Origin of the sequence: Sphingomonas turrisvirgatae (assembly GCF_001721295.1) — a bacterium.
In the GTDB taxonomy this organism is placed as follows: Bacteria; Pseudomonadota; Alphaproteobacteria; order Sphingomonadales; family Sphingomonadaceae; genus Sphingomonas; species Sphingomonas turrisvirgatae.
Map to the genome: position 1 here is coordinate 1 of NZ_MDDS01000038.1, position 23642 is coordinate 23642.

Consider the following 23642-nt stretch of genomic DNA (forward strand, 5'->3'; position numbering starts at 1 on the left):
AGGCCGTCGCCCCGAGAGGACATAGGTGCGACGAGCGAAGCCATGGCGACGGAGCGCGTCTCACCGCAACGGGAGACGTTCGTGGCAGTTTCGCATCTTCACCTGGTCAGCGGCAACCGCCAGTCGACAGTCGCTCGCGGCCTGACGCATCGTTCCAGCCAGCGCGAGAAGGTGTTTGAGCATCTGTTCCTGAGCCAGCTTGGCCTGGAGTTCATTGCGCGTGGCGTGAGCCACGAAGTGCTCCACGGCGAAGTCGACGATCACGGCTACGACCTTGCAGTCGAGGCTGGCGGCACCCTGCGACACGTCCAGCTCAAGGTCACAATTCTCGGCGGCGCACGGACGGATGTCGGCATCCATACTCGGCTTGCCGACAAGCCCTCGGGTTGCGTGATCTGGCTGCTCTTTGACCCGGTTGCCCGTGACTTCCAGTCGATCCGCTGGTTTGGCGGCAAGCCCGGCGACCGCCTGCCGGATCTTGGTTCGAAGGTCGGGCGCCACACGCGGGGCAACAGCGCAGGGGTCAAGGCAAGCCGCCCGGCAATCCGCATTGTCCCGGCAAGCCGCTTCGAGCAGCTCGATGACTTCGCGCATCTGGCCGATCGGCTGTTCGGCATGGTACCAGCGGGCCCACTGGCGTTCCTGTACTCGCGGATGGGAGATGAGCCCGGATCGACCTCCAGCCTGCTGGCGGATATCCTGACGCGAGGCTTCTCCGCGATCCCTGAAGGCGTCACCTTCGATGGGGACGGCGTTGAGCTCGCCGGGCTGATCAACGGCTATCGCACGCTCGAACTTCTCAGCGATGACCAGCCCGACACGTTTCTTGACCGACAGCGCGCAGCACATGCGGCGAGCGGCCATTGGCAAGGTGATGCCGTGACCCTCTGGACGACGCTGTTTCTCGAGATGCGCGCCGATCGGTTCGCCGGCGGGGACGAGAATGACGCACCGCATCGCGACCATCTCTGCCGCCAGCTGCGGGAGGCGCTGCTGGCGCTGGAGAACGGTAATGCGTAAGCCGCTGATGCTTGGTGGCTCGATCATGCTGTTGGCGACTCTACCAGCAGCTGTCGCAATGCCAGCTCCCAAGCCCGTGTGGACCGTGACCCGAACTACGGACCCGATCACCGGCGCAACGTCCTGTGTGGTTGCTGCCTATGACAAGGCGGCAGGCATGAGCTTTTCGCGGACAGGGGCAATCTACCCCTTTGTCGAGAACAGCAGCATCCACGGTATTCTGGTCGGTGTCAGCAGCGGTGGTCGGATCAGGCTGCCGACCGGCGACATCGTGTGGCGCGTCGATGATAGGCCGTTCAGGACACTTCGGGCAGCCGACAACCCGCCCGGTGCAGCAGGAACTGTCGCATCGCCCGACGATCCCGCCATGAAGCAGCTCATCGAGCAGCAAATGAAGCTGGTGGCCGCGGCAACTGCGACCAGCACGGTCGCAGCTGGCGCGCTCGCAACAGAGATGCTGCAGGAGATGCTGGGCGGGAAAGGACTGGTGTACCGCGCCGCTGCTGCATCGGTCAGCTATGGCTTGCCCGATGGTCAGCGCGGGGCAGTGGGCCAGTACACCAAGGATGGCCTGCGCCCGTATCCGCTCGACGCCAGTTTCCGCGAGGGTTTGGCAGCATGCGGGATTGCTGTGGAGTAGGGTGATGAGAGGTAGGAGATACATACACCAAATAAATTGCTAACTACCCCATTTACAAGCTGATAAGATGCTTCTAGTGGATCCCCATGATGACTGGGGAACTACAATGAACCGTGAAGAGATGGAGCGCATCGCGAGCGCTCACAAGACCAAGGCCGCAAAGATCCGGGCGCTGAACGAAGCCGGCTACAGCACCACCGCGATCTCTGACTTCATCGGGATCCGATATCAGCACACCTACAACGTGCTGCTGCGCGCCGGGAGGGTGGGCTCGGCCAACGAGACTCCTGCGCAGACAATCGACGCGGCGCAGATCCTCGAGGTGAGCGCTGAAGGCGTCGTGCGCTTGCCGGATTCGATCCTCAAGGAACTCGGATTGCTCGGCAATGCCGGTCAGCTGTTTGTTCGGCAGACGCCCGAAGGGCTGCTGCTGCTGCCGCGGCAGGCGGTCCTTGATCATCTCCAGCGCCTCGCTGTCGAGCGTATGCCCGAGCATGCCGATCTCCTTTCCGCTCTACTAAATCGAACATCAGGAAATTCACCCGGAACACCCTGAACTATTCGCTATGGAGAAGTAGAGTGAGAGATTATCATACTGAGCGGCACATTGTCGATCCGCTCAAGGTCGAACTGCGGCCCACTAATACCCTGAAGCCCGCTGCAAAGAACGCGCGGAGGCACAACACGGCGCAGATCGAGCAGGTTGCTGCCTCGATCCGCCACTTCGGGTTCACCAACCCGATCATCATCGAAGCCGATGGTGTGATCGTCGCCGGCCATGCCCGGTACGAAGCCTCGCGGCTCCTGGAGCTGTCGGACGTGCCGACGATCCAGATCGGCCACCTGACGTCGGACGAGCTGCGTGCCTATCGGCTGGCAGACAACAAGATCGCGCTGAACGCCGACTGGGATCCCGAGATCCTGAGCGAGGAATTGTCCGAGCTTGCCCAGCTTGAGCTCCGCTTCGAACTGGAGGCGACCGGCTTCAACACGACGGAGATCGACCTGCTCACCGACATCAGCCCTGCGGAAGCAAAGCTCGAGGAACAGCCTCAGCTCGATCGCCGCGTGCTGTCGGGCGTCGAGCGCGGCGATCTCTGGCATCTTGGTTCGCACCGGCTGCTCTGCGGCGACTCGCGCGATCCCGAAAGCTTTGCCCGGTTGATGGGCGGCGATCGTGCGCGGATGGTGTTTTCCGACCCGCCGTTCAACGTGAGGATTGACGGGCACGTCGGCGGCCTTGGCAAGACCAGGCATGCCGAGTTCGCCATGGCCAGTGGCGAGATGAGCCAGACCCAGTTTACCGAGTTCCTGCGCACCGTCTTCGCCAATTCAGCGGAAGTCAGCATCGATGGCGCGATCCACTATCAGTGCATGGACTGGCGCCACATGGGCGAGATGCTCGATGCCGGGCACAAGGTCTATTCCGGCCTCCAGAACCTGTGCGCCTGGGTGAAGGACAATGGCGGCATGGGCAGCTTCTATCGCTCGCAGCACGAGCTGGTGTTCGTATGGAAGGTCGGTGAGGCGCCGCACCTGAACACCGTCCAGCTCGGCAAGAACGGACGCTATCGCACCAATGTCTGGCAGTATCGCGGCGCGACGAAGACCGGGCGTGATGCCGAGCTTGCGCTGCACCCGACCGTGAAGCCTGTCACCATGATCATGGACGCGATCAAGGACACCTCGAAGCGTGGCGAGATCGTGCTCGACCCGTTCGGCGGTTCGGGCTCGACGCTGCTCGCCGCGCACAAGACCGGGCGTATGGGCCGCCTGATCGAATACGAGCCGGACTATTGTGCGGTGACGATCCGGCGCTGGGAGAAGCTGGCGCGCGGCAAGGCCCGGCTCGAGAGCACCGGCGAGACCTTTGCGGAGGTATTTGCGCGCCGCAACGCCGAACTGGAGCGCCTCGCTGATCTCGCGCTGGGAGAGGCAGCGTGAGCGACGACATCCGGCGCCGCCCCACTGGCCAGTTCCAGAAGGGTACGTCCGGCAATCCCCAGGGCGCACGCCGGCGCCAGCCCGTTCCGCTGCTGACGCGGGAGGACCTGGCGAGGACGATCTTGAAGGTCGCCAGCGGCAAGGTCACGCTGTCATCCGGTGAAAAGATCAACCGCCTCGAGGCAAATGTGCGTTCGCTGGCAACGGGGGCGGCCAAGAACCGGCTCAGTTGCAAGGATTTCATCGCGCTTGTCAGCAACGCAGTTGGTTCGATGGACGAGATCAATCGCCGCCGCGAAAAGGATCGGGAGGAGGAAGAACGGCGGCGCCTTCGAGCGGCTAGGGGATACTGATGGGCCGTGATCGAAAGGGGCGGTTCACGGCTGGCTATTCGCCCGACCGGGGCAGGGGGCCGCGCCGCGGTTTCAGGCTTCGGCCGAGCGATTCCGACCTGCGATGCGTTGTGCTGGAAGTGGCCAACACCATCGTGTCGGTGCCGCGCGGAAAGGGGCGGGAGCGAGTGACGCTGTTCGAGGCCCTTATCCTGCGGTTGGCCAGTGGCCCAGTGCGCCGGCGGGCTGCGGTGATGGACTTCATCCGGCTGGTGTTCGAGAGTGCCGGGGCGCCCGTCATCGCCCGTGCCACGGCATCTCTGCAGCAGGAACTGGCCGACATCCGGAGAGTCGCGATCGCCTTGGCAGCGACCGACGTCGAGCAAAGCGCTGCGCATCTCAGCAAGGAGGTTTCCGGCCTTCTCGGCGGCAAGCGCAACTGACGCGCGAAAGACATTGCATCCCGCGCAGCAACGGCGAAATTCCGCCATTTATGGCGCGGGATGCACCCTGCTCCAGACTTTTGGAAATGCCGCCTGCAAAATGGCCCGACTGCGCCTGCAATCAACCTGCAGAACCAACGCACGCACCTGCAATCCGCCTGCTGTTGCGCCGGGCAAAACTGAGCGAACATTCCGATAAAAGGACGCATTTCTGGGCTTTTGGCGGGCGATTATGCGAATAAATCCGATGGAGTGGCGTCCAGAAAATGTTTGAGAGGCGATTCGGTACCAAGCCGCGCCGGGGCGGAGAAATGGCGCTGAAGTTTCGCGTCCTCGGCTTGTCAGTAATCCTCCGCAGTACCGAAGCGAACGCAAATGGCGCAGAACTGCGCCGCTCTACGCCCTGTCGGGCTGAGCATATCAGAATAGGCGGACTAAGTGGCGGAGCGGGTGGCCGCCAAAAACAATTGAAGTTACATGGTTTTACGTCGGCTTCGAGATCTCGTCATATGTTTAGCCATAATTTAAGCCAAGTTGCCTTCGGGCTTCTGGGCAAATTGGGACCACAACGACTAGCGATATCGCCCGCGCGGGCGCGGTCGGCCAGGGCACCGAGCAGCGCGGGGGGCTGGCTCACGCCCAAACCCATCACCACTCGCGCCCCATCGGGAATCAGGCAGACGGCCTCTCGAGCAGTCCGCAAACGCGAACGATATGCTTGATTGAGCATGGCCGGCCCTCCTTCCGCGCGCCTCAGAACCGCGTGCGCAACGTGACGCCATAGGTACGCGGCTCCGCCGGGGGGCGGAGGCCTATGTCGCCTTCGCAGCCGGCGAGAAACGATCGTGGCTGCGCGCGATGGGGCACCGGGTACTACCGCTCGTCGGCTGGGCTGAAAGGGGCGGTGACGATGCCGCGCGCCATGGCAATTCGGTGCCGCGTTTTCACCTGACCTGGGGCACCGGGCCGGGGGTCGTTGCCCCGTTCGAACGGCGAGTTCGGGAGCATGAGGCGAACGGTCGCATCCGCTTCGCCTGGCGCCACAAGGTCGAACGCGTCGTCCTGACCAATGGGGTCGTCACAGGCCTGTCGGGCAAGATCCTGGAGGCCAGTGGCATGCCACGTGGAGCTGAGACGTCGCGGAAGGCCATTGGCGAGTTCGAGTTCTCCGGCCAAGCAGTCGTCGTCGCCTCTGGAGGCATTGGCGGCAACCATGAGATGGTCCGCAAGAATTGGCCCGAGCGCCTAGGGAAGCCGCCCACGTCGATGATCTCGGGCGTGCCGATGCACGTCGATGGCAGCATGGTCGCGGTCCTTGAGGCGGCCGGGTGCAAGCTCATCAATCGCGACCGGATGTGGCATTATACAGAGGGTATCCGCGATTGGGTGCCGGTCTGGAAGGATCATGGCATCCGTATCTTGCCCGGGCCGTCATCGATGTGGTTCGACGCGACGGGCAAGCGCTTTGCCGCACCTAATTTCCCGGGCAATGACACGCTCGGAACGCTCGAGGCGATCGGCAAGACCGGGTATGACTATAGCTGGTTCGTGCTCAATCAGACGATCATCAAGAAGGAATTCGCACTTTCGGGATCGGAGCAAAACCTCGATTACACCGGCAAGAACTGGAAGCTGATGGTAAGCCGCATGTTGCGCCGCGAAACGCCGGGGCCGGTTGCTGATTTTCAGAAGCACGGTGAGGACTTCGTCGTCGCGGACGATCTGCAAACGCTGGTCGCCGGCATGAACCGGCTCGTAAAAAGTGACCTCATCCATCTAGAGGCTCTCGAACGGCAGATCCTGGCGCGGGATCGCGAGATTGCGAACGATTTCGGCAAGGACGCGCAAGTCATGCTGATCCGCAACGCGCGTCGCTCGCGCAGCGATCGTCTGGCCCGCGTCGCCACTCCGCACCGTATCCTGGACCCGAAGCACGGGCCGCTCATCGCAGTGAAGCTCAACATACTCACGCGCAAGACGCTTGGGGGATTTCAGTGCGACCTGTCCGGTCGCATGTTTGACACCGACGAGCAGATCATTCCCGGCCTCTATGCGGCTGGCGAGATCGCCGGCTTCGGCGGGGGTGGTATGCATGGCTATCGTGCTCTGGAGGGCACGTTCCTCGGCGGCTGCCTCTTCTCGGGTCGCGTGGCTGGCCGCGCTGCGGCGGCCGCGATTGTTTACGGAGCAGGTGGGCATGGCAGAAGAGAAGAAATCGCATGTTCGAGCGGGCTCTATCGTAGCGGGTGGCGTGGTAGCGGCTGCCGCGACCGGGGCAGCGGCCCTCGCCCTCTCTGCGCGGCGCTCCAAACGCAGCCTGCGCGGCGAGTTCGTAAGTTCGGTCGTCCTTCCCTGGTCGAACAGGGCAAGAGCGACATCGACGCCGGCAGGCCAGGCTGCGAATATTTCGGCAAATCGCCAAAAGGGACCGGCAGCGCCGCCGGCAAGGCTTCGTCGAGCGTTCCAAATAGACGAGCAAAGCATCGACGGTGCGATGGTGCTGACCCTGCGGCAGAAACTTGATGGGGTCACGCAGCATATCCTTTACCTTCATGGCGGAGGATTCGAGCTCCACCTGATGCCAGAGCATTGGACGATCATCGGCGGTCTTGCCGATCGCCTGCTCGCCAATATCGTCGTTCCGCAATATCCACTGAGCCCGGAGCACGACCATCGCGCGACATATCGCCTGCTCGACGAGCTTTACGACGACTTGGTCAACCGGGTTGGGGCGGACAACGTCGTCATCTCCGGAGACTCGGCCGGGGGAGGCTTGGCGGTGTCGTTCGCGCAGCACCTTCGCGATCGCGGAGCAGCATTGCCAGCAGCGCTCGTCCTTTTTTGCCCCTGGGCCGACCTGACGGTCAGCGATCCGGCCCAAACCGGTTTGGCCAGACACGACAGGATACTTTCGATTAGCCGTGCCCGGGCGGCTGGCAAGGCGTGGGCGGGCAAACTATTGCCCAACGACCCGCGGATCAATTCGCTCTTCGCGTCCATGGCAGGGTTGCCTCCAACGCTCGTCCTGACGGGTACGCATGACATCATGAATTCTGATGCGCATCGTCTGATGACGAGCGCAAAGGCGTCGGATGCGGATTTCACACTGTCGGAATATCCTGGCATGTTCCATGTCTGGATGGGCTTGCCCATCCCTGAAGGTGCGGAAGCGATCGAGGAGGCATCCATGTTCATCGAAAGGCATCTTGTCGGGTGGTGAATAGCGGTTCGCACTTTACACCGGACCCGGAACCGCGCTTTTCGGGCCCAATGAGCAAATCGCCGACCCGCACATTCGCGCCCGCCAAGCCTCGCACGCCAAGACCGCCTCGCAGCGAAACGCGCCGCCTTGTCATCGAGGGTGCGTTCGCAGCTTTCATCGAGCGCGGGTTCAAGGGCGCGAGCGTCGATTTCATCTGTTCCAAGGCGGGGCTTTCCCGCGGCGCCTTTTACTCGAACTTCGCGAACAAGGAGGAACTCTTCGCAGCGCTTTACGAGCGTCGAGCCGACCGCCTTCGCGCCAGACTGGCATCCGGCGCTGCCAAGCTGGCCAGCGCAACCGATATCCCCGAATTTCTCGAACGATTACTGGAGATGCCCGATAGCGAGGAGTTGGACTGGGACATCATCAACAAAGAGTTCGTGATACACGCCCTTCGAAATGAACAGGCGCGCCTCACGCTTGTCGATCTGCGATCCAAGTTGCGCGCCGACCTGTGCGAACTGATTAGGACCGCCCTCATGGCTATGGGCAAGGTGGCGCCCGGTAACCTCGACGAGATCGCCAGGCTCGCCATTGCGATCCACGAAGGAGACACGACGCAACGCGGACTCGAACCCGACGAACGCGGCCAGGTGTCGCTACTTGCCGCTTTCTTCCCAGATATCCTGAAGTCGCTCTAGGCGGTTGAACCGGACGCCAGTTCTCGATACATCATTGTATCGAGCGAAGCGATTAAGGTAAAGGACTCTGCGGTCGATGTTGAAAGTTCGCGTGCTGCCGGTGGCTCTTGCGCTTGGATCGGCGTCAGCAGTGGCAGGCGCTCAAGACATCCGACCTGCAGAGCCAGTGTCGCTCACCTTGGAGCGCGCTCAAGAGGAACTGCTGAACAGGTCGGACGCTGTCGCCGCATCGGAAGCCAACGTGCGAAGCAAGGAGGCGCAGGAGGGCGCGACTCGCACCCTGGGCCGGCCCGACATCGACCTTGAGGCGCAGCTCCTCGAGTATCAAAAGACGCTCTACCTCCCACTTGGGTCACTCGCGCCTGTCGCCCAGGAGTTCGGAATCAGCGACCCACTGCGCTTCCAGCTCCGCCGCAGCAGCAGTCGCCCGATCGCGACCGCCACGCTGCCGATCTATACAGGCGGTCAGATTTCGGGAACTCAGGCCGGCGCGAAGGCGCAGGTCGCGCAAGCCAGAGCGGATCGCGATATCGCGGCGAACGACCAGTTGCTGCAGCTTGTTCGCGTCTATTTCGGGCAGCAACTGGCAGAGCGCGCGCTGGGCGTGCGCCGTGACGTGCTCGACGGACTCAACCGGCACGTCGAGGATGCGGTCAAACTCGAACAGGCAAGGTTCATCAGCCGCGCGCAGCGATTGCAGGCCGAAGTCGCCCGCGACGATGCGCGTGCGGAATATGAAAAGGCGATTGCCGATCTCCAGACGGCCAACGCGGCGCTCGCCGGACTGCTGCGACAGCCGACCGGAGTAAGGCCGGTCAGCCCGCTGTTTGTGATATCGCGGCCGTTGCAGCCGCTCGACACCTTCAAGGCGGCGGCGCTCAGTTCGCATCCGCAGCTCGCAAGGCTGGGCTCGCTCGAGGATCAGGCCAAGGCCGGCGTCACCCTTCAACAGGCGAAGCAGCGCCCGACCGTGTACGGCTTCGCCTCGTACAATTTCGATCCTCGCAACACGCTTTTGACAGACCCTGACTGGGCGGTCGGCATCGGCGTTCGGTACAAGCTGGCTGGCGGACTTGGGCGTCGCCAGGTCGTCGAGGCCGCGCGCGCCACGCAGGAACAAGCCCGCGCCGCGATCCGCGAAGGGCGCACTCAGATCGAAATCGGCGTCACAAAAGCCTGGAACGAGGTCGAGGCTGCTCGAAAGCGCTATCTACTTCTCGATACGTCCCTGGCCGCGGCGGCGGAAAACCTGCGTCTGCAAACGCTCTCCTACAGGGAACAGCAGGCCACGTCGCTGGACGTCATCGATGCGCAGCTGGGACTCGGCAAAGCAAAGATCCAGCGTGCGCAGGCCGCCAATCAATATGTTCAGGCACTTGCCGAACTCCTGAACGTCAGCGGACAGATTGATCAGATGCCGGCCTTTGTAGCCCAGGCGGACCAGGTGATCCCATGACCGAAGCAACGATTGATTCTGAACTTGAGACAGGCGAATTGCCTCGGCCGCGTCGTGGGAGGTTGAAGGTCGTGATCCTGGTCGGCGCCATTCTGGTGCTGCTCGCTATCGGTCTCTGGCTCAGCTACCGCCCCGCGCCGGGGCAGCTTCAGGGGATGGTTGACGCTCGGGAAATCCGCGTGGCCAGCAAGGTCACGGGACGGATCGAGGGGTTCGACGTAGAGGAAGGACAGGTCGTGCAGGCCGGCCAGCTCCTCTACCGGATCGCAAGTCCGGAGGTCGCTGCCAAGCAGCAGCAGGCAAGTGGGGCATTGGCCGCGGCGCAGGCAACGGAGAGCAAGGCCGCAGCCGGCGCGCGACCGGAACAGATCCGTGCGGCAGAGGCGCAGTGGCGGCGGGCACAAGCTGCAGCCGACCTTGCCCAGGCCACCAGCGCGCGAACGCAGCGTCTCTATGCGCAGGGTGTCGTCGCCGGGCAGAAAGCCGACGAGGCTCGCACCAACGCCATTGCCTCGTCGCAGGCGGCCAAGGCGGCGCGCGCGCAATATGACGAGGCGCTGGCCGGTGCCCGGCCGCAAGACAAGGCGGCGGCAGGCGGGCAGGTGCAGCAAGCCCGCGGCGCCGTCGCCGAGGTGGGCGCGGCGGCGGCCGAAACCCGCGTGGTCGCGCCTTCCGCCGGGGAGATCGGCAAGCGGCTGGCACAGCCTGGCGAACTTGTTCCACAGGGATTTCCGGTGTTCATGCTGACCGACGTCGCCAACGCCTGGGTGACCGTAAACGTGCGCGAAGACCAGTTGAACAGTCTGACGCGCGGCAAGGAGATGGCCGGTACCGTGCCGGCGCTGGGCGGACGGCGCATCGTGTTTCGAGTGATCTATATCGCTCCGGCGGGCGACTTCGCCACTTGGCGGGCGACACGCCAGTCGAGCGGGTTTGACGTGAAAAGTTTCGAGGTACGGGTCAAGCCGACGTCCCGGGTCGAGGGGCTTCGTCCAGGCATGACCGTCTTGTTCGACTGGCCCCAGTAATGCCCACCGCGCTGCTGGAGAGCATGAAGCGGGAGCTCGACTTCCTCCGGCGCAACTTCTGGGATTTGTCCCTGGTGACCTGGATCCCCTTCATCCTCCTGGCGGCCGTAGCGGTCCAGATGTCGGCGGGAGTGATGCGCGACCTGCCCATCGTCGTCGTCGATCGCGACGGCAGCGGGTTCGCTCGCGAGCTGATCCGGCGCCTGGATGCCGCGTCCGGATTGTCGGTGGCCGAGCAGGCACCGGACATGCAAGCCGCCGAACGGGCCGTGCGATCGCGCCGTGCCTATGCCGTGGTGCTCGTCGAGCGAGGCACCGCCGAAGAGATCCAGAAAGGCTCGACCGCCGAAGTCGTGGCATTCTACAACGCAAGCTATTCGACGCCGTCCGGCGCTGCGCTGCGCGAGATCGGGGCCGTCGTGCAGGCCTACGCGGCGCAGCTCGCGACGACGCAGACCGCCGTGGTTCTGGGACCAGGCAAGATCCGGCGTCCGCCGCTGGCCGTCCGTACCACGATCCTGTTCAATCCGCAGGGGAGCTATGAGTTTCAGCTGGTGGCACTGGTTCACCCCGCCATCCTCCACCTGATCTTCATGGTGGCGATCACCAGCGCGCTCGGGCGCGAGTTGCGCGACGGCACGATCGGATCTTGGCTCGAGCGCTGGCCCCGGCGCGATGCGATTTACGCGGTAGCCGGCAAACTGCTGCCATATTTCTGCATCTTCATGGGCTGGGCGGTCCTTGCCACCGGGTACCTTGCGGGCTTTCGCGGATGGCCGGTCGCCGGTAGCATCGCGCTGATCCTGCTGGGCTATGCCACCATGTATCTGGCCTATATCGGCGCGGCGCTGCTCTTCGTGGGAATTACCCTGACCATGGGCACGGCGCTTTCAGCCGCAGGTCTTTATGCCGGCGCGTCATTCGCGTTTGCCGGCGCGATCTTCCCCCTCGAGTCCGCCTCCACGTTCGCGCGCCTCTGGAGCGCGCTGCTGCCTTACTCGGCCTTTGCCAAGCTGCTCGCGGAGCAGTGGATGATGGGCGCGCCCGCCACCGACTCAGTGAGGCAGATTCTCGTCATGCTGATCTTTCTCTTGGTCGGAGCCGCCATAGGCCTGCCACCCTACATCCGCGCCGCACGACGTCCCGAAATCTGGGGACGGCGATGATCCGGCGCGGCTTCATCGCAGCGTTCCGCGCGATCCTTGCCGACCGGACGGCGGCGATACTGCTGGTTGGTTCCGCGATCCTCTACTCCTTTTTTTATCCAACTGCTTATTCCGGCGAGGTGCCGACGAGGCTGCCGGTCGTCGCGGTCGATCTTGACCGTTCCGGTTCAAGCCGCGCGCTGGTGGCCAAGCTGCCTGCGCTGCAGCAGGCTGAACTGGTTGCACGGCTGTCTTCCCCCCAGGAAGCGCTGGCTTGGATCGAGGCGCGCCGCGCGAGCGCCGCGGTGATCATTCCCGACGGCTACGAACAGAACATCCTGCGCGGGGGACAGGGCGCAGTCGCGCTATACGGCAATGGCGCTTATCTGCTGCGAAGCAGCACCGCGCTTTCTGGCGTAGCGGCGGCGATCGGCGCCGCCGGACGCGAAGCGGGCGTGGATCAGGCACAAGCGTCGGGCGCGCCTGCCGCCCCGGCGCTCTCACTCATACAGCGGCCCCTGTTCAACACGCGTGAAGGTTATGGAAGCAGCGTTTTTCCAGGCGTGGCATTCCTGGTCATCCACCAAACGCTGTTGATGGGCCTGGCGCTGTTGGCAGGGACTATTCGCGAAAGACAGGGCAAGCGACGCCTGCCGGCCGGGGACCTGCTCGGGATTGCGCTGGCCTTTCTAGTAATCGGGCTATGCGACGTGGCTTATTTCACTGGCTTCGTTTTCTGGTTTCAAGACTATCCCCGTGCGCAAGCCGATGCGATCACGCTATTCGTGGCTGCGGTAGCATTCATCTCGGCAACCGTGGCTGGGTCGCTGGCACTCGCCAGCTTTTTCCGCACGCGGGAGCGTCCGATCCAGCTCTGGATTGTGACCTCGGTGCCGATTTTCTTCCTTTCCGGTCTCTCCTGGCCCTCGGAAGCCACGCCTGCATGGCTAGTTGCATTGTCGCGCTTGCTCCCTACGACGCCGGGTATTCACCTGATGGTCGGGGTGAATCAGATGGGTGCGTCGCTTGAGGAGCAGTCCGGCGAGCTTGCAAACCTGGCGCTTCTCACACTGCTTTACGGCCTCATCGCATACGCACGTTTTTCGGCGCGACGCGTCGGGGCACAAGAGACGCTACCGCGGAACCGCTGACCTGTTCGCTCCCAGTGCGCGCCCCATCAGCCACACGGACGACGTCACGGGTGATCTTAAGCATCAAGCGGCACGTCAGCGCCCGTCTACGGACCACCCGTTCTGAAAGCGGCGGGGGGCCCTGATCAATCCATGACGAGGATCCCGTTGACTACGTGGAATGCTCGACGGCCCCCGTACTTATTCGATACAATTTCGCATCGAGTCTATGGACGATCGACTTACGTATAGGTAAGGATCTGCCCGAAACGTAAGTTCCCGCAGACAGGAGAGGCTCGAAAAATGGAAACGAACGCGGTGATCGCGGGCTTTGCTCGCTCTCCTTTCCACCTCGCAGGCAAGGGCGCACTCAGCCGCGTTCGACCGGACGAACTGGCCGCACAGACGATTCGTGGCTTGATCGATCGCACCGGTGTCGATCCTGCAGCCATCGAGGACATCGTTCTGGGCTGCGCGTTTCCCGAGGGTGAGCAAGGCCTTAACGTCGCGCGCTTGGTCGGACTGCTCGCGGATCTTCCGCTCTCGGTCGGCGGCATGACCGTCAACCGCTTCTGCGGTTCGTCGATGAGCAGCATCCACATTGCCGTCGGCCAGATCGCGATCGGCGCCGGCGAAGCGTTCATCTGCGCGGGCGTCGAGTCGATGAGCCGTATCCCCATGGGCGGGTATAATCCCCTCCCCAACCCCGCGCTCGCGAGCAAGAATGCCGGGGCCTACATGGGCATGGGCCAGACCGCCGAAAATGTCGCCGAGCAATATCAGATCCAGCGCGCGGAACAGGAGGCGTTCGCCATCCGCAGCCAGACGAAAGCCGCTGAGGCCCGCGGCCATGCACGGTTCGCGGACGAGATCGTGCCGATCGCGACCAAAGCCGGCGAAGTGCGGGAAGATGGCACGCTGCGTCCCGATACCACTGCAGAGGGGCTTGCCGGACTCAAGCCAGCCTTTAGCAGCGACGGCACGGTCACCGCCGGCACGTCCTCGCCGCTCACCGATGGTGCGTCCGCGGTGCTGGTCACGTCCGAGGCTTTTGCACGGCGGCACGGACTGAACATCCTGGCACACATCCGGTCCGTCGCAATCTCCGGCTGCGCGCCCGAGACGATGGGGCTCGGCCCGATCGATGCGTCGCGCAAGGCACTGGAGCGCGCCGGCATTTCGGCAGCCGATCTCGACATCGTTGAAATCAACGAAGCCTTTGCGAGCCAGGCGATCGCATGCATCCGTGATCTTGGTCTCAAAGATGAGAAGATCAATCTCGACGGCGGCGCCATCGCGATCGGGCATCCGCTCGGCGCGACGGGCGCGCGCATCGTCGGCAAGGCGGCCGCGCTGCTGGAACGCGAAGGCAAGCGTTACGCGCTGGCCACGCAGTGCATCGGCGGCGGTCAGGGCATCGCCACGGTCCTGGAGCGCGCGTGATGGACGCGCCGATCCGCAAGGTATGCGTCATCGGTGCCGGGACCATGGGTGCCGGTATCGCGGCCCAGGTCGCCAATGCCGGCGTTCCTGTTCTCCTGCTCGACATCGTGCCGTCGCAGGGGGCGGACCGCGACGCGATCGCCAAGGGCGCGGTCGCGAAGATGCTCAAGACCGAACCCGCGCCCTTCATGTCGAAGGCGGCGGCGAAACTCGTCGAGACGGGCAATATCGAGGACCATCTCGACCGGGTTGCCGAGTGTGACTGGATCGTCGAGGCGGTGATCGAGCGGCTCGACGTCAAGCAGGCGCTCTATGCGCGCATCGAGACCCTGATGCGCCCCGGTACCGCCGTGTCGTCGAACACGTCGACGATACCGCTGGCCAATCTGGTCGACGGGCGTTCCGACACGTTCAAGCGCGGCTTCCTGATCACCCACTTCTTCAATCCGCCGCGCTATATGCGTCTCGTCGAGGTGGTCACCGCACCGGACACCGCGCCGGAAATTGGGGATCGCGTTTCCGATTTCACCGACCGCGCCCTAGGAAAGCGGGTGGTTCGTGCCAAGGACTCGCCGGGCTTCATCGCCAATCGCATCGGGACCTACTGGCTAGCGGTCGCCATCAATTCCGCCATGGACTTGGGCCTCGACATTGAAGTGGCGGACCAGATCGGCGGTCGGCCCATGGGCGTGCCGAAAACGGGCATCTTCGGCCTGGTCGACCTCGTCGGCGTGGACCTGATGCCGCTGCTGTCGAAAAGCCTGGCGTCGACTCTTCCCGCCGGCGATGCCTATTTCGACACGATCCGCCCGATGGCGCTGGTCGATCGCATGATCGCGGAGGGCTTTACCGGCCGGAAGGGCAAGGGCGGTTTTTACCGCCTCGAAAAGGGCGCGGACGGCCAGCGCACCAAATTGGCCATCGACCTGGCGACCGGCGAATACCGGCCGCAGCGCAAGCCGGCACCGCTGCCCAAGGCGGCGGAAATGGACCTCGCCGCGCTGATCGCCATGCCGGGTGCGAGCGGCGCCTATGCCTGGTCGGTGCTTGGTGCCGTGCTGTCATACGCCGCCTCCCTTCTCGGCACGATCGCCGACGACATCGTCGCGATCGATGACGCGATGAAGCTCGGCTACAACTGGAAATACGGACCCTTCGAGCTTCTCGATCGACTGGGCGGTCGCCAATTCGCGGATCGTCTGCGCGCCGAAGGCCGACTGGTCCCGCCGATCCTGGAGACGCTCGGCGACCGGCGCTTCTACCAGATCGAGGACGGTCGCCGACGCTATCTGACGGCGGCCGGCGATTATGCCGAGGTCGTGCGACCGAACGGCGTACTGCTGCTCGAGGATGTAAAGCTTGCGGCCGAGCCGCTGCTTCGCAACGGCTCGGCGGCGCTCTGGGACGTCGGCGACGGCGTCGCCTGCTTGGAATTCACGAGCAAGATGAACGCGCTGGACGAGCAAGTCATCCAGCTGATCCAAAAGGCAATTCCGCTGGTCCAGTCGCGCATGAAAGCGCTGGTTATCTACAACGAGGGCAGCAACTTTTCCGCAGGAGCCAATTTGGGGCTCGCCATGTTCGCGGTGAATATCGCGGCATGGGGGGAGGTCGAGCGCCTGATCGCCAGTGGCCAGGCAGCGTTCAAGGCGCTCAAATACGCGCCCTTCCCGGTGGTGGCGGCGCCCGCAGGAATGGCATTGGGCGGCGGGTGCGAAATCTGCCTGCACGCCGATGCGATTCAGGCGCATGCCGAGACCTATATGGGCCTCGTCGAAACCGGCGTGGGGCTCGTTCCAGGCTGGGGCGGCAATGGCGAAATGCTCGACCGTTTCGCCAGCGCGCCGGGCATGCCGAAGGGGCCCATGCCCGCGCTTGGCAGGGCGTTCGAGACGATCTCGACTGCGCAGGTTTCCAAATCTGCGGCGAAGGCCCGCGAACTCATGTTCATGCGGCCCGCCGATCGGATCACGATGAACCGCGACCGGCTGCTCGCCGACGCGAAGTCGAGGGCGCTGGCGTTGGCCGACGGCTACCTGCCGCCTGAAAAGCCGGTCTTCCGTCTGGCGGGCGAAAGCGGTCGTACCGGCATCGCCGGTGCGGTGCGCGATTTCCGCGCGAAGGGGATCGCGACTCCTTACGACGAGGTGGTCGCCGAACGGCTCGCCTTTATTCTCACCGGCGGCGAAGCCGATTTGGTGGACGTGGTGAGCGAGGATGCCCTGCTCAAGCTGGAGCGCGAGGCGTTCATGAGCAGCGTCAGAGACGGCCGCACCCAAGCGCGGATCGAGCACATGCTCGACACCGGGCGGCCGCTGCGCAACTGATCGGAGGAAACGATGGCACAGGTCTACGAGGCACCTCTGCGCGATATGCGCTTCGTGCTGCACGAACTGTTCGAGGGCGAGGATTTTGGCGATCTGCCGCATTTCGGGGAGTTCACACCCGACCTTACCGACGCGATCCTGGATGAGGCGGCGCGGCTGACTCGCGATGTCCTGCTGCCGCTCAACGCCAGCGGCGACGCTGAGGGGTGCACCATTGAGAATGGCGTGGTGCGCACGCCCGCCGGTTTCCGCGACGCCTACGCCCAGTTCCGCGACGGTGGCTGGGCCGCGCTGTCCTCGCCGCCCGAATGGGGCGGACAGGGTCTGCCTGAAACGGTGAACAAGCTCGTAGAGGAAATGATCTGCGCCGCGAACCTGTCGTTCAGCCTGTATCCCGGCCTCACCCATGGCGCGACTACGGCCATCCTCGGTCACGCGTCGGAGGATCTGAAACGCGCTTATCTTCCCAAGATGGTGAGCGGTGAATGGGGCGGAACCATGTGCCTTACCGAGGCGCATTGCGGGACCGACCTGGGCCTTCTGCGCACCCGCGCCGAACCCCGCGGCGACGGCAGCTTCGCGGTCACGGGCTCGAAGATCTTCATTTCGTCCGGCGATCACGATCTGACGGAAAACATTATCCACTTGGTTCTCGCGCGTTTGCCCGACGCTCCGAGGGGTGTAAAAGGTATCAGCCTTTTCCTCGTCCCCAAGTTGCTGCCAAACGATGATGGCACCTGTGGCCCACGGAACGGCGTGGCGGTCGCGGGCATCGAGCACAAGATGGGCCTGAAGGCGTCGGCCACGTGCCAACTCGCGTTCGAAGAGTCGATCGGCTGGCTTGTTGGCGAGCCGAACAAGGGCCTCGCGGCGATGTTCACGATGATGAACGCCGAGCGCGTGTCTGTCGGCATTCAGGGGCTGGGCGTCGGTGAAATCGCCTATCAGTCGGCAGTCGCCTATGCCCGCGAACGGCTTCAGAGCCGTGCCCTATCCGGAACGGCGAGACCGGACCTGCCGGCCGACCCGATCATCGTTCATCCCGACGTGCGCCGCATGCTGATGACAATGCGGGCCTATACGGAAGGATCGCGGGCGCTTGGGCAATGGGTTTCGCGCGCGCTCGACGCCGAAGCCCATGGGGCGGATCCGGAAACGCGTCAGCGCGCTTCGGACTTCGTCGCCATGATGACCCCGGTCGTGAAGGCGCTCTTCACCGATCTCGCATCGGAAACGGCGAATCTCGGCGTCCAGATCTACGGTGGCCACGGGTTCATACGCGAGCATGGCGTCGAGCAATTCGTCCGCGATGCCCGCATCACGCAGCTCTACGAAGGAACGAACGGCGTTCAGGCACTCGACCTGGTCGGGCGCAAACTGGGCGCTCATATGGGCCGATATCTGCGGCCCTTCTTCCATGCGGTTTCGGCTCAACTAGCCGACGCCGCAAAGACCAGCGCCCGCGATCTGGCAGCCTGGCGGTCGTCGCTCGAACAGTCCTTCGGCATGCTTCAGCTTTCGACCGGAACAATCGCGCAAAAAGCATTGAAGGATGCCGAGGAGGCCGGAGCTGCCGCAACCGACTATCTGCGTCTGGTCGGGCTGGTCGGCATGGGCCACTGCTTTCTCAAGGCTGCACGAATTGCTCGTCATCGGCTGGGCGAAGGGACGGACGAGGCGGACTTCTACACGGCGAAGCTCGCAACGGCGGGTTTCTTCTTCGACCGCATCCTGCCGCAGGCGACGGCCGCGTTCCTGTCCATCAAATCCGGCAAGCGTTCGTTGATGGCGCTCCCGGCAGATGCATTCTGAACGGAAGGCAAGCACATGAAAGTCTTGGTGCCGGTCAAGCGCGTGCTTGACTATAACGTAAAGCCCCGCGTGAAGGCGGACGGGACGGGCGTCGATCTGGCGAACGTCAAGATGAGCATGAACCCGTTCGACGAGATCGCGGTCGAGGAAGCCATTCGCCTCAAGGAAAAGGGCGTGGCGACCGAGATCGTCGTGGTCTCGATCGGCGAGCAGAAGGCGCAGGAGACGCTGCGCACCGCGCTCGCGATGGGCGCGGATCGCGCAATCCTGATCGTCAGCGAAGACAAGGTCGAGCCGCTGGGCGTCGCCAAGCTTCTCGCCAAGGTTGCCGAGGCGGAACAGCCGGGTCTGGTGATCCTCGGCAAGCAGGCGATCGACGACGACAATAACCAGACCGGCCAGATGCTGGGTGCGCTGCTCGGCTGGGGCCAGGGCACCTTCGCGAGCAAGGTCGAGGTCGCTGGTGACTCGGTGGACGTGACCCGCGAGGTCGATGGCGGGCTCGAGACGGTGAAGCTCAAGACGCCGGCGATCGTCACCACCGACCTGCGCCTCAACGAGCCGCGTTATGCCTCGCTGCCCAACATCATGAAGGCGAAGTCCAAGCCTCTGGAGCAGAAGACGCCGGCCGATTACGGCGTCGACGTGACCCCGCGCCTCACCACGGTGAAGGTCGAGGAGCCGGCCAAGCGCCAGGCCGGCGTCAAGGTCGCCGATGTCGATGAACTGGTCGGCAAACTCAAGACGCTGGGAGTTGTGGCATGAGCGTTCTCGTCTGGGTCGAACATGACAATGCGTCGGTGAAGGACGCGACGCTCGCCGCGGTCACCGCCGCCGGCAAGCTGGGCGAAGTCGTCGCGCTGGTCGCGGGCCAAGGGGCGCAGGGCGCGGCCGATGCGGCAGCGAAGATCGCCGGGGTCTCCAAGGTGCTGCTCGCCGACGACGCGGCCTATGGCCACGCGCTCGCCGAAAACGTCGCGCCGCTGATCGCCGAACTGATGAGCGGTTACGACGCGTTCGTCGCGCCGGCCACCACGACCGGCAAGAACATCGCGCCGCGCGTCGCCGCGCTGCTCGACGTCATGCAGGTGAGCGAAGTGCTGAGCGTCGAAAGCGCCGACACCTTCACCCGCCCGATCTACGCCGGCAACGCGATCGCGACGGTCAAGTCGTCCGACGCCAAGAAGGTACTGACGATCCGCGGCACCGCGTTCGACAAGGCCGCGGCCGAAGGCGGCAGCGCCTCGGTCGAAACCATCTCGGGCAAGGGCGATACGGGTCTCTCCAGCTTTGTCGGCGCCGAGATCGCCAAGAGCGAGCGCCCGGAGCTCACCAGCGCGAAGATCATCGTCTCGGGCGGCCGTGCGCTCGGTTCGGGCGAGCAGTTCCATGCCCTGATCGATCCGCTGGCCGACAAGCTCGGCGCCGCCGTCGGCGCAAGCCGCGCGGCGGTGGACGCAGGCTATGCCCCCAACGACTATCAGGTCGGGCAGACCGGCAAGATCGTCGCGCCCGAAGTCTATATCGCGGTCGGTATCTCCGGCGCGATCCAGCACCTTGCCGGCATGAAGGACTCCAAGGTCATCATCGCCATCAACAAGGACGAGGACGCGCCGATCTTCCAGGTCGCGGACGTCGGCCTGGTCGGCGACCTGTTCAAGATCGTGCCGGAACTCACCGAGAAGCTGTGAGGAAGGCCAGCCCGCAATCGCGGACCCGAGGGGGAGGAAAACGAACGTGACGATTGCCAGAGCCGAGGGCCAGCCGCTGGATGCGAAGCCGCGCCTTCTCACCGAGATGTTCGAGGCCACCGCCGCTCGCCATCCCGAATGGAACGCGATCGACTTCCTCGGTGCGAAGACATCGTGGCGGGCGCTTAAGGCACAGGTGGACCGTGTCGCAGCCGGGCTGCAGGGGCTGGGTCTTCAGGTGGGTGGGCGTGTCGGGCTCTGTCTCCCCAACACGCCTCATTACCCCATTCTATTCCTGGCAGTGTTGAAAGCCGGCGGCGTGGTGGTCAACATCAACCCGCTGTACGTCGAGCGGGAGTTGCGCCACCTGATGGCCGACTCGGGCTTGGACATCGTGGCGACGTGCGACCTGCCGGACGTACACGCCCGGGTATCCGCGATCGCTTCCGAGCTGGGGGTTCGTCACGTTGTGACGTGCCCGATCGCCGAGGGATTGCCTTGGCGGAAACAGATCGCCTATCGCCTCTTGCGCCGCCGCGACATCGCCCCCGCCGTGGTCGACAAACGTCACCTTCCTTTCGCGAAGCTGGCTTCCTGGGCCGGCTTGATCACGCCAGTCGACCTCGTGCCCGATGCCTTGGCGGTGCTTCAATATACCGGCGGCACCACCGGGCATCCCAAGGCGGCGATGCTCAGTCACGCTAACCTTGTCGCCCAGGCCGACGCCGCTGCCCTGCATATCAAATCGAGCGATCAGCATCAGGCGCGCGTCATGGGCGTGCTACCCCTGTTTCATGTGTTTGCGCTCACCACGGTGCTTGGCGTCGCACTGCGTATCGGCGCCGAGATGATCCTGCTGCCACGCTTCGAGCTGAAGCAGGCGCTGAAGAGCATGGCACGCACCAGGCCCACCTATCTCCCGGCAGTGCCAACGATCTTTCACGCGATCGCCAAGGTCGCGGAGCGGCAGCCGCTCGATCTGTCGACGATCGAGACCTGCATCTCCGGCGGCGCGCCGCTCCCGGCAGAGGTGCATGAGGCATTCACGCGGCATACCGGCGGTCGGTTGGTCGAAGGCTATGGCCTGTCTGAAGCTTCGCCGATCATCACGTGCAACCCGATCGACGATTTGGGCAAGGCAGGATCGGCCGGACGCCCTTTCCCGGGAACCCTCATCGAAATCCGCGATACAGAGGCGCCGCACGCACTGAAAATGCTAGGCGAGCCCGGAGAAATCTGCGCGCGCGGGCCGCAGGTCATGCGCGGCTATTGGAACAGGCCCGAAGACACGCGACAAGTGTTCTGCGAGGGCGCGCTGCGCACCGGTGACGTGGGATACCTCGACGAGGATGGATATCTCTTCATCATCGATCGCATCAAGGACGTGATCCTGTGCGGTGGCTATAACGTTTATCCTCGGGTGATCGAGGAAGCACTTTACGAGCACCCGGCCGTGGCCGAGGCCGTCGTCGTTGGGATTCCTCACCCGTATCGCGGGCAATGCCCCAAGGCTTATGTGACGCTGAAGCCGGATCGGCTTGTAGCGGAGGCTGACCTGCTGGCCTTCCTGCGCGACAAGGTGAGCAAAATCGAGCTTCCCGCGGCGGTAGAAATTCGCGAAAGCCTGCCAAAGACGCTGATCGGCAAGCTGTCCAAGAAGGAGCTTGTCGCCGAGGAGTTGCAGAAGGCCGCGGAGCGGCAGGCGGAGACAGTAGGTGGCGCACGATGAGGAAGACCTGAAAAGCATTCAAGAGGTCGCGGGGCTCCTTGGCGTCACCTTTAGAACACTTCGGTTCTATGAAGACCGCGGTCTCATAGAACCGCGACGCGTCGGCACGGCCCGCCTTTACGCCAAGCGAGACATCGCTCGCATGCAGCTCATTCTCCGCGGCAAGCGTCTGGGTTTTTCGCTGAGCGATATCCAGGAGTTCCTCGACCTATATGACGCCGATCCGAGACGAAGCGAGCAGATGCGCGCGTTGGCCGACCGGTGCCAGACGCGCATCGCCAATTTGGAAGCGCAGCTCGACGCGCTCCAACAGACGCTGGCTGAACTGAAGGTCATGCGCGATCAGGCGATTGAACGAGTGCGCGCAGCGGAACTCGCTCGATTGGAGCGCTGATCGGGGAAGCAATCTCTCGATGCTTGCACGACCCTCATTCGACCAACACGCAGCTAGTTTAAGGTCCGAGAACTTTGAGGCTCTTGGCGGTGGAAGCGATAAATGCGGTGGTTTCATCATAAACGTCGTCGGTCCGCCGCAAGCCTCGGTAGCTCACTTAGCTAGCGTGTTGCTGCCCTCACTTATGGCAGTTTGTCGAGAAAGCCAGGACTGCGCGACGTCGCTATCTGCAGTTCCAGCTACTTGCGCGACATCTCCCAACTGTCCCCGCGAGGTATCCATCCATTCTCCTCGCTAGCTGGCTCGCTTTGGACGGTGATGGCATCAGCACCGCAATCGATGCCGAACGTACGTCCATCGAACTTCAGCAATATGTTCGGCGAAGAAATTTGGATTTTAATGGAGCCTTGTGAAACGGGTTTCCCGTCGAATTGCCAGAAGTATTCCGTCGGCGTCATGCGAATCTCCAGCTCTGGAGAATTGCCGTCGGTCCATGTCCCGAGGCAGTCCCTAGTCGCGTTGAGGTTGTCCGGTTTAACTTCGTCCTGGTCAGCTTCCTCCGGTGCCTGCTCTGGCACCTGTGGCTCTACGGCGTTTGTAGCCGCCGTTGGTGCTGTCGGCTCGGACGGCCGTTCCGTCGCGACCGGTCTGATTTGACTATAGATGCCTGCAGCCATTGCGACGCAGGTCGCGAGAAATGCCACGCCAGCTTTGGTATGACGCTTCATGGCGTCTCGTCCAAATCGTCGTCAGGCCGAAGCGCATCGACCAGTTCGCTGATGCTATCTGCAATCTCAGCGTGGCGATCGTGGATGGATATGATGATTGCTAGCCCGCCGACGCTCAGCACCAGGAACAGCGCCATCGTGAATGCGCCGAGCATGACCGGCGTGGCGTACTCTCCCTGGAACGGCCCGTTTGGATCAAAGGCAGCGAATGTGAGCAGGAGCAGACCGATGATCACGAGTCCGACCAGGGTGAGGAGAATATAACGATATAGATCGACGACAAAGCGCATGGCGCCGCCTCCTTGATTTGATTCAGAAAAGATCGGGGGCGAACGTCAGCGCCCGGCGAACCTGCGGCGCAGCAACTTCCGCGACGAACGCGCCAAGTTGGTGAGGTGCATCTATTGTGATCCCCCGTCTTCTGGGGGACCGGTGCCTCAGCTCCAGTCGCCCCTATGTCCTCTTGGGGCGACGGCC

Annotated in this window: 22 protein-coding genes; 20 read left to right on the forward strand and 2 right to left on the reverse strand. The window is 63.6% G+C overall.

Going from position 1 to position 23642, the window contains the following annotated elements:
* The first annotated feature begins 81 nt into the window (after positions 1-81).
* From BFL28_RS13965 to BFL28_RS14060, 20 genes are all read left to right on the forward strand, one after another.
* On the forward strand, positions 82-1020 hold the full coding sequence (locus BFL28_RS13965) for a hypothetical protein (RefSeq protein WP_131818658.1): 939 nt from the start codon (positions 82-84) through the stop codon (positions 1018-1020).
* Complete coding sequence (locus tag BFL28_RS13970; RefSeq protein ID WP_131818659.1) at positions 1013-1660, forward strand: hypothetical protein; 648 nt, start codon at positions 1013-1015, stop codon at positions 1658-1660. The genes BFL28_RS13965 and BFL28_RS13970 overlap by 8 nt, the downstream gene beginning before the upstream one ends.
* Positions 1661-1766: 106 nt before the next feature.
* Positions 1767-2216, forward strand: coding sequence for a hypothetical protein (locus tag BFL28_RS13975; protein WP_069321168.1), 450 nt, complete (start codon positions 1767-1769; stop codon positions 2214-2216).
* A gap of 23 nt (positions 2217-2239) precedes the next feature.
* Positions 2240-3604, forward strand: a complete 1365-nt coding sequence (locus tag BFL28_RS13980) for a site-specific DNA-methyltransferase (protein ID WP_241527338.1) — start codon at positions 2240-2242, stop codon at positions 3602-3604.
* Positions 3601-3957, forward strand: a complete 357-nt coding sequence (locus tag BFL28_RS13985) for a DUF5681 domain-containing protein (RefSeq protein WP_069321169.1) — start codon at positions 3601-3603, stop codon at positions 3955-3957. Before BFL28_RS13980 ends, BFL28_RS13985 begins: the two co-directional genes overlap by 4 nt.
* Positions 3957-4379 carry a hypothetical protein gene (locus tag BFL28_RS13990; protein WP_069321170.1) on the forward strand — a complete coding sequence of 141 codons (423 nt, stop codon included), beginning with the start codon at positions 3957-3959 and terminating at the stop codon, positions 4377-4379. The genes BFL28_RS13985 and BFL28_RS13990 overlap by 1 nt, the downstream gene beginning before the upstream one ends.
* A 780-nt stretch (positions 4380-5159) precedes the next feature.
* On the forward strand, positions 5160-6902 hold the full coding sequence (locus tag BFL28_RS13995) for an FAD-binding dehydrogenase (protein WP_079247166.1): 1743 nt from the start codon (positions 5160-5162) through the stop codon (positions 6900-6902).
* Positions 6874-7599: an alpha/beta hydrolase fold domain-containing protein gene (locus BFL28_RS20970; protein WP_069321172.1), complete on the forward strand. Its 726-nt coding sequence runs from the start codon at positions 6874-6876 to the stop codon at positions 7597-7599. Before BFL28_RS13995 ends, BFL28_RS20970 begins: the two co-directional genes overlap by 29 nt.
* 50 nt (positions 7600-7649) lie before the next feature.
* A complete protein-coding gene (locus tag BFL28_RS14005) occupies positions 7650-8282 on the forward strand; it encodes a TetR/AcrR family transcriptional regulator (protein WP_069321173.1) in 633 nt (210 codons plus the stop codon).
* 166 nt (positions 8283-8448) lie between these two features.
* Entirely contained in the window at positions 8449-9738 is a 1290-nt protein-coding gene (locus BFL28_RS14010; protein WP_241527339.1) for a TolC family protein, read from the forward strand.
* Positions 9739-9809: 71 nt separating this feature from the next.
* Positions 9810-10766 (forward strand): HlyD family secretion protein, encoded by a 957-nt coding sequence (locus BFL28_RS14015; protein ID WP_241527341.1) that lies wholly within the window; start codon positions 9810-9812, stop codon positions 10764-10766.
* A complete protein-coding gene (locus tag BFL28_RS14020) occupies positions 10766-11932 on the forward strand; it encodes an ABC transporter permease (protein ID WP_069321176.1) in 1167 nt (388 codons plus the stop codon). The genes BFL28_RS14015 and BFL28_RS14020 overlap by 1 nt, the downstream gene beginning before the upstream one ends.
* Positions 11929-13062 carry an ABC transporter permease gene (locus tag BFL28_RS14025; RefSeq protein WP_069321177.1) on the forward strand — a complete coding sequence of 378 codons (1134 nt, stop codon included), beginning with the start codon at positions 11929-11931 and terminating at the stop codon, positions 13060-13062. Before BFL28_RS14020 ends, BFL28_RS14025 begins: the two co-directional genes overlap by 4 nt.
* A 282-nt stretch (positions 13063-13344) precedes the next feature.
* Entirely contained in the window at positions 13345-14484 is a 1140-nt protein-coding gene (locus BFL28_RS14030) for a thiolase family protein (protein ID WP_069321178.1), read from the forward strand.
* On the forward strand, positions 14484-16811 hold the full coding sequence (locus tag BFL28_RS14035; RefSeq protein ID WP_069321179.1) for a 3-hydroxyacyl-CoA dehydrogenase/enoyl-CoA hydratase family protein: 2328 nt from the start codon (positions 14484-14486) through the stop codon (positions 16809-16811). Before BFL28_RS14030 ends, BFL28_RS14035 begins: the two co-directional genes overlap by 1 nt.
* A gap of 12 nt (positions 16812-16823) precedes the next feature.
* Positions 16824-18623: an acyl-CoA dehydrogenase C-terminal domain-containing protein gene (locus BFL28_RS14040; RefSeq protein WP_069321180.1), complete on the forward strand. Its 1800-nt coding sequence runs from the start codon at positions 16824-16826 to the stop codon at positions 18621-18623.
* A 15-nt stretch (positions 18624-18638) separates the two neighbouring features.
* Positions 18639-19388, forward strand: a complete 750-nt coding sequence (locus BFL28_RS14045; RefSeq protein ID WP_069321181.1) for an electron transfer flavoprotein subunit beta/FixA family protein — start codon at positions 18639-18641, stop codon at positions 19386-19388.
* Positions 19385-20314, forward strand: a complete 930-nt coding sequence (locus BFL28_RS14050) for an electron transfer flavoprotein subunit alpha/FixB family protein (protein ID WP_069321182.1) — start codon at positions 19385-19387, stop codon at positions 20312-20314. Before BFL28_RS14045 ends, BFL28_RS14050 begins: the two co-directional genes overlap by 4 nt.
* Positions 20315-20420: 106 nt before the next feature.
* Complete coding sequence (locus tag BFL28_RS14055) at positions 20421-22043, forward strand: long-chain-fatty-acid--CoA ligase (protein ID WP_079247170.1); 1623 nt, start codon at positions 20421-20423, stop codon at positions 22041-22043.
* Positions 22030-22437, forward strand: coding sequence for a MerR family transcriptional regulator (locus BFL28_RS14060; protein WP_069321184.1), 408 nt, complete (start codon positions 22030-22032; stop codon positions 22435-22437). The genes BFL28_RS14055 and BFL28_RS14060 overlap by 14 nt, the downstream gene beginning before the upstream one ends.
* Positions 22438-22676: 239 nt before the next feature.
* Here BFL28_RS14060 and BFL28_RS14065 read toward each other — a convergent pair whose 3' ends face one another.
* A complete protein-coding gene (locus BFL28_RS14065; RefSeq protein WP_069321185.1) occupies positions 22677-23165 on the reverse strand; it encodes a hypothetical protein in 489 nt (162 codons plus the stop codon).
* Positions 23162-23455: a hypothetical protein gene (locus BFL28_RS14070; protein WP_069321186.1), complete on the reverse strand. Its 294-nt coding sequence runs from the start codon at positions 23453-23455 to the stop codon at positions 23162-23164. Before BFL28_RS14070 ends, BFL28_RS14065 begins: the two co-directional genes overlap by 4 nt.
* Positions 23456-23642 lie beyond the last annotated feature (187 nt).